We start from the raw sequence: 18,168 nt of genomic DNA, 5'->3' as shown, positions 1-18,168 counted from the left end.
TGATGAACGATGTAATCCTTTTCACCTATCAACCTATAACATAGTATATTTTTCGTTTATTTTCCAGAATATATATTTTGATAAACAAATACTCTGTAGACTCCTATAGCTCCCTCTCTCTCATCAGCAGGTTAGATAGGGCTATTTGCATTGACTCGATTTCCAGATTTCAGCAGGTTATTACACTCTGGGTCGGTGCCAGTACTCGACAATGCAGCACATTCACGAAAGGCAAAATGTTTGCACCCCCTACATTTTTGAACATCCAGATGCACTAATGCATAATTGATGGCTTCACCCGTGTGCTCAAACATATGATCCGAACCAATCCATTCAATCAATCCTGTTCTCTTCAGCATCTCCAACGGTTGCGCCTGAATGCCTGAAAGTAAAACCCTGCCCCCGGATCTCTCCATATGTTTGACAACACGGGCCAGATTGGATTCACCTGTCGTATCCATAAAAGGCACCTTGCCCATGCGCAACAGCAGAGTGCCTGGGCGCCGATGAATCGAATCCATGACTGACTTCTCGAACATATCCGCTGCGCCGAAAAAAAGTGGCCCTTCAATTGTATACAGACTTATTTGCGGACAGTCATGTCCTTCCCGAACCATGTGGGCCATGACTTTCTCATGTTTATGCTCGGGATCGGGCAGTACTTTGGCAACCTTCAACATCTCACTCATCCGCTTAACAAATAAAAGGACAGCCAGAATCAACCCAACCTCTACAGCCGTTGTTAAACTTGTAAATACGGTCAGCAAAAAGGTAATAAGCAGAACGAGTGAATCGCTCGTTTTGGTTTTCATGACATGTATGAAGGATCTTCGTTCACTCATATTCCAAGCAACCAGCATGAGAACGGGAGCCATACTGGCAAGAGGAATGTGGGATGCATATGGCGCAAAGAGAACAAGTACCAGCAAAACCACTACACCGTGAATCACGCCAGACCACGGCGATACTGCGCCGGATTTGATATTTGTTGCTGTACGTGCAATCGCTCCTGTTGCAGGAATACCACCAAATAACGGCGTCACCATATTAGCAATTCCCTGCCCAATCAACTCTCGATTGCTGTTATGCCGACTTCCGGTCATGCCATCGGCAACAACAGCCGACAGCAGCGATTCAATTCCACCCAGCATGGCAATGACAAAAGCGGGTTGCAGCAAGTTCACGATACGCTCCCAAGTGATCTCAGGCATATGAAACTGAGGCAAAGCGTTAGGTATGGCGCCAAAGGACGAACCGATCGTAGCCACCTGCCCTTCAAAAAAGAACGCTGCGACTACCGTCGAAAGAACCAGCCCCACCAGTGATGCAGGCACCTTTGGTGCAAACCTGGGCACAAGCAGAAGAACAGCCAGACAGATTCCAGCTGTAAGCACACTGTATATATTAATTGTTGAGATATGCATCCCGATTTCTTTCATATTAGACCAGAAATCCTCGTGTTTCTCGATGCCCCGAAGTCCCAGGAAGTTCGTAATTTGTCCGCTAAAAATAATGACGGCGATCCCTGCCGTAAAACCGATAGTCACCGGCCTTGGAATAAACTTGATTAATGCCCCAAGCTTGAATACGCCCATAAGTACAAGCATCAAGCCGGCCATCATTCCGGCAATCAGCAGATTCTCATATCCATACTGCATCACAATGGCAAAGAGGATTGGAATGAATGCCCCCGTTGGCCCGCCAATCTGGAACTTGGACCCACCCAGCAAGGAAATGAGAATCCCTGCGATTACTGTGGTATACAATCCATACTCCGGTTTGACCCCGGAAGCGATGGCAAAGGCCATACCGAGTGGAATCGCAATGATACCTACAATCAGTCCCGATAACAGATCCTTGCGAAAAGCGGCAGCATTATACCCTGCATATCTCCCCATCCATCTCATGTACAAAAACCTTCTTTTCTTCATATATTTGAATATTTGAATATATTTAAAAGACTACTCCCCTGCATACGTCCTGTCAATCGGCTTACGCACAATTCCAACGGGAACCTAACACAAAAAACAAGAACCTCCGGTGATTACAACCAGTTGCTCTTGTTTATTGTGTCAGGACTCTTTACGAATATCTTCCAGCATGGAAATGGCATCAACCAGATGATTGTCAAAAATCTGTTTGGTGACTGCCAGCAGGTCCTTAATCAGCGGATCACGCAGCGAATAGGTGACGGTTGTCCCTTCTTTGATTCCCTGAACAACATTTTTGCTGCGCAATACAGCCAGTTGCTGTGAAACGGCAGAACCTTCCGATCCCAGAATGCTTTGCAGTTCATTCACGTTTTTGGCTCCTTCACTCAGCAGTTCCAGAATCTGAATCCGCATCGGGTGTGCCAATGCTTTGAAAAAATCCGCTTTAAACTGTTGTATGCTCTGATTCATACGCTATGCCCCTTCAATCGAACTTTTGAAGATGCAAATATCATAACATAGAACGGGTACCATGCTTTACTCTAACCATAACGGTTTGATGGAAAAATTAAGATTGACCTTGAAGTACACTTCAACCTTTATACTTTACTTATAGTCTCCACAGACCGTATATCTGAACTCCATCAGGAAGGGTGATTCCTCAATGAACATGTATATCCATAATCACAAACGCTCGTTGACGAGCTTTCTATTCGAGAAATATATCGGAACGTTAGATACCAAGAAATTTTTTTCAACACGCGAGCTTACCCGCAAACACCTGGATCATATGGGCTTGGAAAACATTAAACCTTATACCTTGGGTAAAACCAAACTGTCATCTTCCATCAAAGAGCGCTCCCATGAAGACATGCAGGTGTTCACCTTAAACGATCGGCACTCACGTGAACAGAGGGTCATTCTCTACATTCATGGCGGGGCGCACACACACCAGCCGCTGTCTTTACACTGGAAATTCATGGACCGCATAGCTCAGGCTCTGAATGCCAAAGTTGTTGCTCCCATCTATCCAAAGGTTCCGCATTTTAATTATCAACACACATATCCGAAATTGCTCAATCTATATCGGAATCTCCTTGCCTCCGTGAACGACTCGGCACAACTCACCATTATGGGCGATTCCGCAGGCGGGAACATCTCCCTTGCCTTGGCCCATTATCTGAAGATGCATAATCTCCCGCAGCCCAAAGATATCATCTTGTTATCACCTTGTGTGGATATGGTGCTGGACAATCCGGTCATATTCGATTACGAGACCCGCGACCCTATGCTCGCTGTGGAAGGGTATGATGTCATCCGGCGGATCTGGGCAGCTGACAAACCGTTGAACGATCCGCTAATCAGTCCAATCTACGGAGATTTCGCCGGTCTGGGCAAAATCAGCATCTTTATCGGGACTCACGAGGGCTTGTTTCCTGATAATATGAAGCTCGACAAACTGCTGACGGATCAAAGAATCGATCACCAAACGTACGTTTACCCCAAAATGAACCATGTCTTTGTCCTCTATCCAATTCCGGAGGCCAAGGATGCTCAGCGTAAAATAGTTAACATCATTAAAAACTCAACATATGAAACTAATCAATAAGCTGTAACGCGTCCCCTACTCTCCCGCAGTTTTCCCTTTAGCAAAAAAAAAACGAAAAAAAGCTCAATCCCTGGAATACCGCCACTGGATTGAGCTTTCTTACTGTTATTCTGTCATCTAAATATTATTTATATGAACCATATTCAAACCAGTCAAAGTCAGCCACCTGATCAGATGAAGTACCGTTGCTGCTGCTAAACATTCCGATACAGCAGCCAACAAAGCCGCCAGCTACTTCAGTGCTCAAGCTGCTTGTATCCACCTGTTCCGCCACCAGATGATACTGACTTCCATCCGTGCTGTAGTAGAAGCTTAGTTGCTGACCTGTCGCGGCCAGTTTGATATACACTCGTGATACTTCATCATCCAGCGCGACTTGCGCAATGTGGGTATCCTGACCATCTATAACGGTCACCACACGCAGCACTTGCTGGTTCTCGGTCAGAGCACGCTCAATCCGTATGTGATACAGATCGTTCTGAATGACGACAAGACCAGCAGTTTCGTTTGCATTCCCGGGCACAAATTCCATCGCTGTAGCTGCGACATAATCCATATGCCTTTGACGCAGACAAACAAAGCTGGAGTTTTCTTTTTCCTTCAATGTTTGCGGTTTCAGCTTCAGCCGCAAGTATCCTTTGCGTTCGGTTAATGAATAGAGATCTTCCTGAGGATTGCGCAGGAACATCCATTGCAAGCCCAGACGATCACTGTCAAAATGGTCAAAACGCAGTTGCGGCTCTACCGGAACAGGCTTCAAATCCAACGTGCCCTGCTCCTCCAGGATTCCGCGGCCCTCATTGACAACAGGCCATCCGTCCTCCCAAACGACAGAAGCAAGGAACGTCTCCCGCCCCAGATTACTAAAGCTCCCTCCATATGGACGCGAAGCCAGCATGACCATGAACCATTGACCGTTCTCAGCCTGCACCAAGTCGGCATGTCCTACATTAACAACAGGGTAACGTTTACCCAAATGGCGATGTGTAATGATTGGATTATTCGGATTCCCGACGTATCCTTCGGTCAAACTTTTGCTACGAGCAATGGTCACCGCATGGTTTGGCCCTGTGCCTCCCTCTGCAATCAATAAATAGTAATATTCATCGATCTTATACAGATGCGGGCCTTCCGGCCAGATGACATCCACCATCGCCCCGCGCCACAGAACGTAACTGTCTCCCACCAGCTTCATACTGCCCAGATCCAACTCCCGTAGCCAAACTTCCCAATTGCCATTATAACGAACTCCCTCAGAGCAAGGACGTGTACCAAGGTAATACGCTTTGCCGTCATCGAAGAAAATCGTAGGGTCTATGCCTTCTGCGTCTTCAATAAAATAAGGATCTGACCATGGCCCAGCAGGGTCGGTAGCGGTTACAACAAAATTACCGCCATGTGATACATTGGTTGTAATCATATAGAAAGTGCCTTCATGATACCGAAGCGTTGGAGCGAATATCCCCTGTGAATGGCCTGCTCCCTGAAGATTTAATTGCGAAGGGCGGTCCAGCACATTGCCAATCTGTTTCCAATTTACAAGATCACGGCTCTGAAAGATTGGAACGCCAGGAAAATAGGCAAATGTTGATGTCACCAGATAAAAATCTTCACCCACCCGGCATACGGATGGATCTGGATAAAACCCGGGCATAATCGGATTGTTAAACGTGCATTGTTCGCCTTGATTTGCATTCTTCATTCTTTTACCCCTCCAATGGTTAGTCCAGTCACAAAGTATTTTTGCAAGAACGGATACAGTAAAACGATCGGCATTGCCGTCACAACCGTGATTGCTGCCCGAATGGATACAGGCGTCACCATGTTGGTTACATTTTTGAATGAATCCACGTTGACGGTTCCCCCCTGTGAGGTCGCAGAGGATAACAATTTCATCAGCTCATACTGCAAGGTGGTCAAATTCCGATTTCCCGCCGTGTACAACATGGAGTCAAACCAGGAGTTCCACTGACCTACAGCAATAAACAGTGCAACCGTAGCCAGAACCGGCTTGGATAAGGGAAGCACGATACGCATGAAAATCCGAAAATCTCCGGCTCCATCCATCTTCGCGGATTCAATCAATCCCTCCGACAGTCCCTGAATGTAGGTACGAATGACGATCATGTTGAACACCCCGATCAAGCCGGGAATAATGTATACCCAGAAGCTGTTCAGCAGCCCCACTTGTTTGATCAGCATGTATCCCGGAATCAAGCCGCCGCTGAAATACATCGTCATTACGAACAGCGTCGTGACCAATTTGTTAAACATATACTCCTTGCGGCTCAGCACATAGGCCAGCATGGCTGTACAGAATAGCTGTACCACCGTTCCAACTACAGTTCTGGCAACCGAAATAAATGCGGCTTGTGTCAGATTCGGATTCTGGAATACGGAGACGTAATTTTGCAGTGTCCATTCCCTCGGCCAGAGATAGATCCCCCCGCGGATCGTATCCAGCCCGTTATTGAAAGATACGGCAATAGTGTTTAAAAAAGGATATAACGTAACAACCATGACAAGCAACATAAATATGCCATTGGTGATGGAAAAAATAGAATCTCCCAAGTTTTGTTTTCTACTAAATCGCTTCACAGCTCTCCCCCCCTTATCATATCAATCGCTCTTCACCAAGAGACTTGGCAATCCCGTTGGCAATGAATATGAGCACCAGACTGACCACACTTTTGAAAATGCCTGCTGCGGTGGCAAGTGAGTAGTTACCAAGATTAATCCCGTATTTCAAAACAAAAATGTCGATTGTCTCGGATACATCCTGCACAAGTCCGTTCCCCAGCAAGTATTGAATCTCAAAACCTGCGTTCAGTACGTTACCAACGTTGATGATAAGCAGGATAATGATCGTTGGTTTGATGCTTGGAAGCGTGACATTGAACATTTTGCGAAAGCGGCCGGCTCCGTCGATGGAAGCTGCCTCGTACAAGCTTGGATTAATCGACGCCATGGCCGCCAGATAAATAATCGTGCCCCAGCCAATTTCCTTCCACATGCTGGACAGGCCCACAATCCCCCAGAAGTATTTTGGTTCAGCAAAAAAATTGATCGGTGCATCAATCAGACCCAATTTGGTCAGCAGTACATTCACAATCCCTGTTTCCGTTGACAATACATTCGCAACGATACCTGTTACGATGATCCACGACAGGAAATGTGGAAGGTAGGAAACCGTCTGTACCACACGTTTGAACAATATCATCCGCAGTTCATTTAATAAGAGCGCCAGACCAATCGAGCCGACAAATCCCAAAAACAGACTGATCAGGCTCATCGCCAGCGTGTTGCGAATGACACGTAAAAATGTAGGGTCCGTGAATAACGTTCGAAAATGATCCAGCCCCACCCAATCCTGCTCCATAAAACCAATGCCCGGTCTATAATTCTGAAACGCCATCAACCAGCCCCATAATGGTCCATATGCAAAAATAGCGATAAACGCAATAAACGGAAATGACATCCACATTAATTGTCGCTGACTTTTCATTCTGGACAGGTTGTACCCGATCCAGCTTGTTCCCGCTGGGATATGGCTGGTTTTAAACGAAGGCTGCAACTCCTTTTTGGCCATGTTTTTTCTCTCCTTGCTTACGAGTTTATCTATATCACCCAGTCTGGATGAATCGATTCCATTCCTATCCAATCTCCGAATTTAGCGTGTAAGAAAGGCTACGGGGTCCCCCATAGCCTTTCTGTGTGACAGGCCTTTATCCCCACAGTTCCATGCGTCTGCGGACTTCTTCCGTCAGCGCATCTTCATACGCTTTAATATCTGCACTTTCCTTGAGTGTGGCTTGATACTCTTCCCAGGCTTTATCAAATTCGGCTGGTGAAGTCATAATCACTTTTGGCAGCCATTTGCGTTTTACATCGTCCATCTTCTGTCTGGCGATGGTCTCCGGTTTATTTGGTTCGAAATTATAGGTATAGATTGGGAACCACGGTTCATTTTCCTCCGCAGGCTCAAGGAAGTCGGTAAATTTCGTGAATCCGTAGGCCTTCAGCACTTTTTTGTCGATGTCATTCAATGTGGCAAGGTACTCCTCCGGCTGCTCCTTAGGGTCAAGTGCATTCTTCCCGTCAGCGGTCATGCCCTCATGATGCGGGAAATAGACCAACGGGCTTCCCGTGTTTGCCAGCACCCAGTCCGGATCTTTGGAATTCGCACGTTGCTCCTCATTTCTGGAGAACACGCCTTTGTCATCGACTTGATAATCCACGCCTTCCTGTCCCCAGGTTCTCAATACCTCCATCTCAGGGTCCAGCAAATCATTAATATATTGAAGTGCTCCCTCGATATCCTCGCAGCTCTTTGTAATGGCCAAGCCGCCATTCACGTTAAGGATTGGATTGTTCTGATAACGCCCTTTAACATCCTCGGAAAGTGTAATGGACAACGGTACATAGGTTTTGTCATACAATTTTTGCTTCACGAGTGATGCCTCGGCGTCAAGGAACTGCCATCCTTGATCCACCATACCCAGCACACGTCCGGTAGAAATTTTGGATATATATTGATCATAGTTTGCTGTAAAGGTTTCGTTATCAACCAGGCCTTGATGATATACCTCATTGATCTTCTTGAAATATGCTTTCGCTTCAGGAATGGTATTGTAGTTTTTGGCCGTCAGCGTTTCTTTATCAACGATGGCTGCGCCTTCGTTCGGATAACCAGCCATGAAGAGCGGAGGGTTCTCCAATGCGAAATAACGCCAGTCATAGGAGATAATTTCAAATCCAATTGTTGGCTGACCATCAACGGTCGGGTGAGCTGCTTTGTACCGTTCAATCAAGTCAAAGTATTGGTCAAGCGTTTTGATTGTCGGATAATTATCCCACTCCAGTACGGCCTTCTGAATCCAGAATGCTTCTCCGTCATGGGATACTTTCATCGATTTCTCTTGTATATTGCCGAATTGAGGAATGAAGTAGATATGTCCATCCGTCGTATTTTTCATCTTCTTCCAGTCTTCGCCCAGGTAATTTTTGATGTTGGGATATTTATCGATGTAATCCTCAAGTGGTACTAACGCCCCTGCTGCTACTAGTTGCTGAGTACCATCACTCCCATCGATAAAATCGGGATATTCGCCGCCTGCAATGAGTACACCAATCCGCTCTTTGGCTGTTTGGCCCGTAAGCCAGTCCATCGTTACTCTGACGCCTGTTTTCTCCTCAATAGCCTTTAATACCCGATTATCGTCAGGCGCAATTTTTCCCGGTACGGCAAAAAATGCGGAAAATTGTTTCAATTCCCTTCCATCTGCTGTCTTTTCCCCTTTCGAGGACGATCCCGGTGTACATCCAGCGAGTGCGATGACCAGTATTAAAGCTAACAGAGCACTATACTTGATTCTTTTTCTAACAACCTTTTTCATCATGACCCCTCCATCGATTATATTGACAGAAGCTTTTTGGAAAGCGCTTTCCAAAGGCTGACTTAAAATTATCATGCTTCCATGCCCCTCTCAACGGGATAAACTATAGATGGAATCCCACTAATTCCAGCATCTGCGAAAAAAAATATCCCGCCGCTCCGTCAAGGAGTGCAGGATGTTAATCAAGAGAGTACGCAGCATGGGCACTTTTACGATATTGTGCAGGAGTCTCCCCCATGAGTTTCTCGAACCGGCTAATAAAGTAATCGGAATCCCGATATCCCACCATTGTTGCGATTTCGTATACTCTTTGATCTGTTCTGCGCAACAGCCGGGCGGCTTCCTCAATACGCAATTGATTCAAATAATCACTGAAGCTGATTGAGAAATGCTTTTTGAAAATCTGACCCAGATATGCACTATTCATGTAAAACTGCTCCCCGAGCAATTTCAGGCTGATATTTTCTCTGTAATGCTCGTGAATGAAAGCCTCAATTTTGGCTAATACGCCCATTGCATTCGACTTTTGCTGCTCCTTCAGTTTCTCTGCGCACATGAGCGAAAATTCGCATAAATGTTCAATGTTTTCCTCCATGGATAACATCGCGTAGTTCACCTTCAGAAAAGTCGATTCCATCAGCGTGGAATCTGGAGTAACCGTATCGTTATTCACGAGATCCAGCAATGTGTATGCCAAATAATGCAAGTGGATGCGGACAATACCAGGCTCGATTCGCTCATCCAGAAAAAATTGAAAAATCGCCGTTGCATGACTGTATAACTCATCCGTCTGCTGTTCCTCAATAGACTTAACTAGCCCATCAAACAATTGTTTTTCGAACTGTCCCGGCCGATTAACAAATAAAGTCGTATCCATAAGTTCGAAGTAATAAATGGGCCTGCAAGTGGTGAAGAAACGTAAGCTTTTCATTATGCCGCAGGATTGATAAGACTCTTGCAGCGCCTCCAACTCATGTACTTCCTTCCCGACATAACAAGCAATAGCCGCCTCTTGACCATGGCTCAGATCGGCATGTAACCGGGTCAAATATTGCTCCAAGGTCACTGCCTCACGGCTCACCATCAGGTCTGTAACAATGAGCAGAACCGCATTTTTATCGCCTGTAAATGGCTTCAAAATTTGTCCCGGAAAGGGCTTGCCCACCCATGCCTCAACCCGAGCACACCAATCCGTTCCCTGTTCTGGACCAGCTTCCGCCTCAATCAGGATGCAACGCAGTATGCCGGCATCTTGATAGTGGGGCTGCAGACTCGTAACAGCATCCTCCTCAGCCACCCCAAGCAAGATTGACTGCATATGCTGAGCCATAATAATCCGATCTTTTTTTTGCTGATATCGCTTCTCTTCCGTCCGCGCATTAAATGCGACCCTGAACTCCTCAAGCACCTGAACCAGTTCGGTCTTCACAATAGGCTTGAGAATATAGTCATCTACCTGGTATTTAATTGCCTGCTTGGCATATCCGAACTCATAGAATCCACTTAGAAGAATCAGTTTGATGTCACCGCTATATTGCTCGTACAAGGTTTGGGCAAGCTGCATTCCGTCCATTTCCGGCATCTTGATGTCGGAAATAACCAGATCAGGCTGTACAGCGCGTATACACTCCAATGCCTGTATGCCATTGGAAGCCTGACCGCAAATCTGAAATCCGTAAGACTCCCAATCAATTAACAATAGAAGTCCTTGGCGAATAAATGGCTCATCGTCCACAATCAGCACGTTGATCATATCCTCGCTCCTTATTCTTGAGATGCCTGCATAAGAGGAATTTGAATGCCAATCGTTGTCCCCTTCCCCTTTTCACTGAATATGTGCACCTGAACGAAATCATCAAAATACATCCGCAGCCGAATATATGCATTCATCATACCAATGCTGCTAAGCTCGCTCATCCGATCCATACTCGGGTCTTGCATCATTTTGCGGAGCGAGGCCAGCTTGTCCTGATCCATACCGACTCCGGTATCTCGAATGGAAATGTACAGATCCTTGCTTCGAATTTCGAATAATACCTCCACGACCCCATCATTCGACGTCCCCTCAATGCCATGGATACAAGCATTCTCCACAAAGGTGAGGACGGTGAGCTTTGGTATCATCATGGCAGCTATGGATTCGTCTGTGATCCGGATTGCGAATTGCAGCTTTTCGCCAAAGCGATACTGCTGGATACTCAGATAACTCTCCACAAAATTGATTTCTTCTGCAATTGTAATCAGATCGTCGCCCCAATTGATCGTCTGACGTAACAGCAGTGCCAGTTTATGAATGACATCGGAGGTTTCAAGCTCGTCCTTGATCAAACTCCGCATACGGATCGTTTCAAGCGTGTTGAACATGAAATGGGGATTCACCTGACTCTGAAGGGCTTTCAGCTCCGCCTGTTTCTTGGAAAGTTCAAGGGCTTGCCGCTCCACCTGGCCCTTAAACACAATCTCAATCAGGTTCTTGATCTTGATGACCATCATGTTATAACTATGGGTCAGGCTGCCGATCTCGTCCTTGCCCACAGGTCCCGATATCACCTCAAATTTCTCATGCTTTACTTGATCCAGGTGTTTCGCTATCCGATCAACTCTGATGACCAGTGATCTGGATATCAACCAGATTAGCAGTGTCGGCACCAACAGATTAAGAATGATCAGCAACGTCAAATTAAACTTGGAATTAATGATCTCCGACAGAACGTCCAGTTTCTCCGTACTGACAATAATTTGCCAATCCTCGGATACGACGGGAATCGATTGCATGGATTGAACAGGGTCAATTGGACTGTTTGCAATCAGATTAAATGGCTTGCGCGTCTGATTCATTTTTGAATCGTTCGAGAAAATGACCCTGCCATCCGAAACGACATACACCTTCCCATTTGCTCCCTCATTTTTAAGCGATTTGTTGATGAAAGCGTAGTCCAGATCTACCTTTAACACCTTTTCAACCTGTTGCTCCCCAAAGTAATCCAGCTTACGAATAATGCTTACTTTGCGTCCTCCCTGACTTTGCGACATCTCCGCCTGTTGTTTGTCAAAATACGAATAGATCATGATATGGTCACTTGTGTTCATCAACGCTTGATACCAATCACTTTTCTTCACCTCATCATCCAGCTTAATGAAGTTTCCTCCATTGACGAAGGTATCATTGCCAACATAAAACGTAATTTGATTCACCTGCTGGTAGCTGTAGTAGTACCTGACCAGATTGTTGTTGCTAAGCATATCATAGTAGGCAGAGTAATAGTCTTCCTGATCGCGATACTTGAACTCCATGAACCGGTTCAGCGTTCCATCGGTATAGAGAAAATTGGACACATACAAGCTATTGTCTATACTGTTCCGCAGGTTGAACTTGATCCTTTGCTGCATTTCATTAAATCGGCTATGCTCCTTCTCTTCAATGTTACCTTTGATACTTTGGTAAAACACGGTATTTGTGACCAGGACCGGGACCAGCACACAAAAAATGAACAATATGTACAACTTGGTTTTGAGACTCCAATCATCTAGAAACTGAATGCGCTTACAGTATGTCTTGCGGCTCATGTTATGTCTTTGTCTCCTCTAACCATGTCATATATCAACATTATTATAACGAGTACAGGAAGGGTTGGATACTGCAATCCAGGATTTCCGGGAAGCCCTTAATCAACCTCCCGATAGACAGACCCAACAAGACAGACACTAACACCCCACATATTTTCGTATGAACCCGATCTGATCCTACGTCGAAACGGGTATCACGTTATAATTTCAAGAGCATTTCGTACTGGCCCACATGATATTCAAAACCTGATTTGACCAGGAGGAAATCTTCCATCGGTTTTAGATGAGATTCCACATTGAGGACACTGATTCTAGGCGATTCTGTGCGTTGGACCATCTCTGTCAGGATGCTGCTTGCAATACCTTTGCCCCGGTAATTTTGGTTCACTGCAAGCTGTGGAATATCACCTGTTTTTTGATCTATAATGCCATAACCAACAATGCTGTGATCCTGACGTGCTACCACATAGATAAAAGCCTCCGGTACAGCGTAGATGGAATCAATTGAATTTTGCCAGGAGGGCTCCACATCCCAAAATTCCTTAAACTGTTCCACATCGATTCTCTCCACACATTCCACCGTGGAGGTCGTTTGCGGTATGAATTGATCTTTTTGCAACTGGAAACATGAAAATTCCCTTTGAATTTTGAAGTTTTGTTTACTGTACAGCTGAACTGCAGATTCGTTGGATTGGATGACTTCCAGCAAATATTGCTCTACATTTTTTTCTTTTAACAGCTTTTGAATATTTAAGAGCAGATCACTTGTAATGCCCTGCCGTCTGCAATCTTTTACAACGCCTGTACCAAGGTCGTATGCCGTTGGCTTTCCATTCCAGCTTCGAAGTCCATTGATAACAAATCCGACCATTCTCTCATCCTTAAAGGCTCCCATAGATATTTCGGGGTGATAACCCCGTCGTTGGAGCATTTGTTGAAACTTCCAAAAAGGCAAATCCATTTTAACCTGGTAGTCGGAGAACGCATCCACAAAAGCCTCGTGAAGTGTCTCCATGCTTATTTTGTCCAACATTTTATAACTGTACATTAGGGCACTCTCTCCTTTGAACAGATGAAAATAATAATATAGTAGAGCTCATGATCCCTATCTTTATATACATATTCTACCAGATAGTGTTAACACTATACAGTAAGATCCGCAATATATACGTTAATGAAATTGATTCAACTCATAAATAAAATAGACCGCTTCCTGGTTAAGGAATACGGTCTATCGAGTCATCATTCTATGGGGATACCGATTTTGTTAAACCAATTTTGGTGATCACCGTATCATACGGCTCCAATACCACGGTCTGTTTTCCATGCTCTGTATTGATCGTCGTGGACTGAACCTGATTGCTATTATTGATCACAACCAATATGTTGCTTTCAGGGTAGTAGGCGCACTCGGTATACAAGTTATCCGTGATGTACTTTGTTTCATGGAATTCATTGCCCGCGAATCGAATCAGATTCAGAAGCAGTCTTGTATTTTCCCAGCTGAATTCGAAGGAAGGTAAATAGATCCCTTTTCCTTTTCCAAAAGCATGTGTGGACAGTGTGATCTGACCATCCGTTTCACTCACTACAGCTGCTGATCCATCAGTAAGATAAATGTTATTTTTCGAAAGTATGCTGGCCCCCTCAGGCACCAAACCATACTCATCACTAACCTCATACGACCATTTTCCATGAACAACTCTGGCGCCTGTATCCTCATCCACCCCAAGCACATGAGCCATTCTAAAATAGCTGTCATACCCGTCCAATGCCGAAGGCTGGTTAATGCCAATAAAGGTCCCACCCTCATATACCCATTGGGTCAATAAGTCCACAGACTTGTGGTCACTCCAGTGCTCTCCACCGCTCCATGCTGAACCTGCAGAGCCGGCATTGATGACAACATCTACATCCTTCAATACGCCCTGACGAACATCCTCAAAATCAATAAACTGTACGTCAACAGGCAACCCGGCTAATGCCTCATTCACATGAATCAGATCATGCATATGAGTTTCATGAAAATGACCTGACAAGGTCCACGATCTTAACTTGCCCCAGCTATGCAGCACGGCTACCTTTGTCTTGATCTGATACGGTTTTCCCTCTTGATGCAGCTCTTTCATTTCCCTGAATTCATGGGCAATCTTCTCGATATAATCCACAAAGTCCGGATAAGGCTCAACCAGATGCAAATATCCACCCAGTCCAATCCGGTCAATCGACTCACGCAGCAGAGCACGCCGGATATTAATCCAATATTTCTTGGCATCCAGGGTAGGGTCGCCTCCCTCTTTGAAGGTAGGAAGCCCGCCTAAGGCAACCGGAAACAAGTATGGATGCAAGCGAATCTCATGGGTATCAGCCTTAACGCCTGAGCACATTCTTGCCTCATAACCGGAGAACACACATTTGATCATGCCGTCAAATCCAAATTCCTCAAAGCGATCATTGTAAGGCTCCATGCCCACCCAGCTGTCATCATAGAAGACATACGCCAGCTTGTTATGTTTGTGGACAATATCAATTAATTTCTTACCGAGTTCAATTACAAAATCATTAATAAATGCCATCCAGACCAGTTTGCGCTGATCCGCAGGCATATGAGTGACCTGATATTTACCGCCATTTACAAAATCCTCGGCTGAGAGTGAATACCCAAATTTTTGAGCAAACAGATCCAGCGCTCTCGAACTTACTGTGAAATCGTATGAACCCCAATCCGAGAACAGATGGCGATTCCGCTCATCACTGCCCCAGATCCAGGCGAAGTTATAAAATAGGGACGTAAAACGTACAACCGTTGTTTCCGGGTGGTCTTGGCACCACTTTTCCATCCAATCCAGCAAATAGGTTTGTGTGTCGGTATAGATCGGGTCAATCTGCATCAGATGCTCTTTGTCCCAGTTATTCGTCGTATGGTTGTACATGGAAATCTCTTCCCATATCCGATAAACCATGAAACTCACCGTGTATTTATGCCAAGGAGCAACGCCGGTAATGACAACATTGCCAGATTCCCTTTCATAATTCCACTGTCCTCTAGGTACCTCTTCCCCAGTCGTTCGGTCATACACCTGCCAATATTTAAACGCTTCTTTGGAATCATTCACCCTGAATTGTTCAGCGAAGAAGTCCTCCATCAGATAGATGGAGACATAATCTTGCACAGCGACCTTGGGATTCGTAATGAGAAAACATTGCTGCAGTTTATCCAGATTACGGGATGCCCACTCATTATGATCACGAATAATGCAAATGGTTGAATAGATGCCGTATCCGGCATTGATAATCTCATCGGACAATTTTGTACCGTCACTGTCACGGATCACATCGGCACCCCAGCGATCGGCAAGTTCCAGCGTCAGTGCTTCATAACCGGATTCTCCCGGTAGTGTAAAGGAGCCTTTGGTTGGTTTGGACAATGTGGTTCCCTCCCTATCTCAACATATCGGACAGAAAAGCGAGTGCCAGGCCCTGACCCCAGCCCTGAATCCAGTCTTTTGGAATATTGCGATAACCATCCCGATCTTTCATCACCGCCGTACCGCCAGAGACACCAAGCACGCGTCCATCTTCGCTAATATTGTTCAGGATGCCCTCCAGTGCCTTTTGCACGTATTTGGTATGCAGTGGATTGCCGTTATTGATCATGGCTGCTGCAATACCCGCGGAAGCCGACACCTCTTCATATGATTCTTCGTCATCCAAAACCGTACGCCACAAGCCATTCTCGGTCTGCACCAGCTTGAGAGCCGCCAACTGATCGCGAAGTGCACACTCTACATCCATACATTGGGGATACAAGTACCAGTCGTTGAGCTGAGGTTTCACCTGAGACATGGTATAGGCTCCCCAAGCGTTCGCTCTTCCCCAGTAAAATCCGGACATGTGGTCCTTGTTGATATTGTTATAACCGTGATACCACAGACTGCTGGTCGGATCTTGCAGGTATTTGATATGCCAATAGTACTGATTCAGCGCATCCTGAATCATGGCTTCATCTTTTAATTTACTACCTACACGGAGCAGGAAAAATGCCGCCATAAACAAGGTATCCGCCCAAGCCTGTTCTGGAAAATCATTGGAAACGGATACCGTATGCTGAAGCACATTGTCTCCAAAGCGAAGCGCATGATTCTGGAGATAATCGACCTTGCTGAGGACAATATCCCAATATTTCTGATCTCCGGTTTCTTCATATAAAGTGATGAGCACATGACCCATGGCACATGTATTTACCGTCCAACTTGGCAGACCCAGCTCGATATATTCGTCCGCCCATTTCACCAGCCTGTCCAGAATCTCTTGGTTACCTGTCGTCTGATAGGCTCTGGATACGCCATAATAAGCCACACCGCCGGGCCAATCCCATGTCAGATCCATATCCAGTGTTTTCTTGGTAACGCTGTCGATTACGTTTAGAATCTGTTCCCTGTCATATTTCACTTGAAGCATTGTTATTCCCCTCTCCCTGCGCACACGCCCCCAAGTGCGCCCTGAGAGGTGTCCGTCCATTTTTGTAAACGCTTTACTTATTCCATTGTACGCAGTAAAATAGTCTCAATCTAAGCATATTCGCAACAAAACTGTGCAATTTCAATCATTTATACATAGGAGTCCTCGAAAATGCCCAAACCGAAGAAACCGGTCATTGAATATCGTCACTACAGCCTGCCCATTGATTTCCCTGTCCTGTTACTCAGTGGAGACCGCTGGAGAATATCCGATATCAAGAGTGAGCATCTTCATTTCCATAACCACATGGAGATTGGCATCTGTTATTCCGATGGAGGAATCATGGAGATAAAGGGAGAATCTGTGCCTTTTCGGGCAGGCGACATCACCTTCATTCCCCGATACCTTCCGCATACCACATACAGTTCACCTAATAACGCCAGCCTGTGGGCTTATATCTTTTTTTCACCGGAAGAACTCTTCCATCATTCGCTCAAAACAGCACAAACTCACATTGAACCGAATTTATGGGCGATTCAGGGAGCCAATTGTATTCTGAATAAGGAACAGTATCCCAAAATTCACATGCTCGCAACATCAGTGGTAGAAGAGATCAAGCAGCAGTCTCCCTATTATCGGGAGAGCGCGTACGGCTTGTTGATGTCTCTATATATCGAACTGCTTCGAATTCATGCGAGCAGCGAGCGCTTGTCATCTCAGGATCAGGAACGGGAACGAGACCTCCAAGGGGACTTGGTCATCTCACCCGTGCTGGAGTTTATCACCCAAAATTACATGATGCCCGTAACCATCGATTATCTCGCTGATCTGTGTCATCTGAGTACAACGCATTTTCGCCGCAAGTTCCATGAAATTATGGGAACCACGCCGCTTGATTTTCTGAACAGTACCCGGATTGAAGAGGCATGCAAACGATTAAAAAGTACGGAGGCCTCCATCCTGTCCATCTCCGAGCAAGTTGGCTTCCGATCCATCTCCAGCTTTAACCGCTGCTTCGCCAAACTGATGGGCGAATCACCTAAAGCCTGGCGCAAAGGGGCTCATACAGAAGCACAGTCTGCAAAAGCGTCGATATTGGAATTCACGGGCTGGGTGTGAATTCAAGTACAACATATTGAAATAACCTTTCTCATAAAAAAGGTACAAAAAAGCCCAAAAGTCGTGATGACTTTCGGGCTTTTTA

At 45.6% G+C, this 18,168-nt stretch carries 13 protein-coding genes; 2 read left to right on the top strand and 11 right to left on the bottom strand.

Going from position 1 to position 18,168, the window contains the following annotated elements; genetic code table 11:
• Positions 1-131: 131 nt before the first annotated feature.
• A complete protein-coding gene (locus tag BLS69_RS29765) occupies positions 132-1,907 on the bottom strand; it encodes a SulP family inorganic anion transporter (protein ID WP_091038882.1) in 1,776 nt (591 codons plus the stop codon).
• A 165-nt stretch (positions 1,908-2,072) separates the two neighbouring features.
• A complete protein-coding gene (locus BLS69_RS29760; protein WP_091038881.1) occupies positions 2,073-2,402 on the bottom strand; it encodes an ArsR/SmtB family transcription factor in 330 nt (109 codons plus the stop codon).
• Between the two features lie 193 nt (positions 2,403-2,595).
• Here BLS69_RS29760 and BLS69_RS29755 point away from each other — a divergent pair, with 193 nt between their 5' ends.
• The gene (locus tag BLS69_RS29755) at positions 2,596-3,540 is read left to right on the top strand and encodes an alpha/beta hydrolase fold domain-containing protein (RefSeq protein WP_091038879.1); all 945 of its coding nucleotides are present in this window, start codon (positions 2,596-2,598) and stop codon (positions 3,538-3,540) included.
• A gap of 124 nt (positions 3,541-3,664) precedes the next feature.
• Here the strand turns inward: BLS69_RS29755 and BLS69_RS29750 are convergent, their stop codons facing one another.
• The 9 genes from BLS69_RS29750 to BLS69_RS29710 all read right to left on the bottom strand — a co-directional run bounded on the left by BLS69_RS29750 (position 3,665) and on the right by BLS69_RS29710 (position 16,964).
• Complete coding sequence (locus BLS69_RS29750; protein WP_091038877.1) at positions 3,665-5,242, bottom strand: glycoside hydrolase family 43 protein; 1,578 nt, start codon at positions 5,240-5,242, stop codon at positions 3,665-3,667.
• The gene (locus BLS69_RS29745; protein WP_091038875.1) at positions 5,239-6,138 is read right to left on the bottom strand and encodes a carbohydrate ABC transporter permease; all 900 of its coding nucleotides are present in this window, start codon (positions 6,136-6,138) and stop codon (positions 5,239-5,241) included. The genes BLS69_RS29750 and BLS69_RS29745 overlap by 4 nt, the downstream gene beginning before the upstream one ends.
• Positions 6,139-6,154: 16 nt before the next feature.
• Complete coding sequence (locus tag BLS69_RS29740) at positions 6,155-7,129, bottom strand: ABC transporter permease (protein WP_091038874.1); 975 nt, start codon at positions 7,127-7,129, stop codon at positions 6,155-6,157.
• A 136-nt stretch (positions 7,130-7,265) separates the two neighbouring features.
• A complete protein-coding gene (locus tag BLS69_RS29735) occupies positions 7,266-8,939 on the bottom strand; it encodes an extracellular solute-binding protein (protein WP_256332455.1) in 1,674 nt (557 codons plus the stop codon).
• A gap of 175 nt (positions 8,940-9,114) precedes the next feature.
• Positions 9,115-10,689, bottom strand: a complete 1,575-nt coding sequence (locus BLS69_RS29730) for a response regulator (RefSeq protein ID WP_091038870.1) — start codon at positions 10,687-10,689, stop codon at positions 9,115-9,117.
• A gap of 11 nt (positions 10,690-10,700) precedes the next feature.
• Complete coding sequence (locus BLS69_RS29725) at positions 10,701-12,503, bottom strand: cache domain-containing sensor histidine kinase (protein ID WP_091038869.1); 1,803 nt, start codon at positions 12,501-12,503, stop codon at positions 10,701-10,703.
• A gap of 199 nt (positions 12,504-12,702) precedes the next feature.
• Complete coding sequence (locus BLS69_RS29720) at positions 12,703-13,551, bottom strand: GNAT family N-acetyltransferase (RefSeq protein WP_091038867.1); 849 nt, start codon at positions 13,549-13,551, stop codon at positions 12,703-12,705.
• A gap of 199 nt (positions 13,552-13,750) precedes the next feature.
• On the bottom strand, positions 13,751-15,931 hold the full coding sequence (gene gnpA, locus BLS69_RS29715) for a 1,3-beta-galactosyl-N-acetylhexosamine phosphorylase (RefSeq protein ID WP_091038866.1): 2,181 nt from the start codon (positions 15,929-15,931) through the stop codon (positions 13,751-13,753).
• Between the two features lie 13 nt (positions 15,932-15,944).
• Positions 15,945-16,964 carry a glycoside hydrolase family 88/105 protein gene (locus BLS69_RS29710; RefSeq protein WP_091038864.1) on the bottom strand — a complete coding sequence of 340 codons (1,020 nt, stop codon included), beginning with the start codon at positions 16,962-16,964 and terminating at the stop codon, positions 15,945-15,947.
• A gap of 171 nt (positions 16,965-17,135) precedes the next feature.
• On the opposite strand from BLS69_RS29710, the gene BLS69_RS29705 reads away from it, so the two are divergent.
• Positions 17,136-18,083, top strand: a complete 948-nt coding sequence (locus tag BLS69_RS29705) for an AraC family transcriptional regulator (RefSeq protein WP_091038862.1) — start codon at positions 17,136-17,138, stop codon at positions 18,081-18,083.
• Positions 18,084-18,168 lie beyond the last annotated feature (85 nt).

The sequence above is a fragment of the Paenibacillus sp. CF095 genome (assembly GCF_900101225.1).
Classification (GTDB): Bacteria; Bacillota; Bacilli; order Paenibacillales; family Paenibacillaceae; genus Paenibacillus.
Note: the sequence above shows the minus strand (reverse complement) of the source record. Positions and strands in the feature narration are given on the sequence as shown.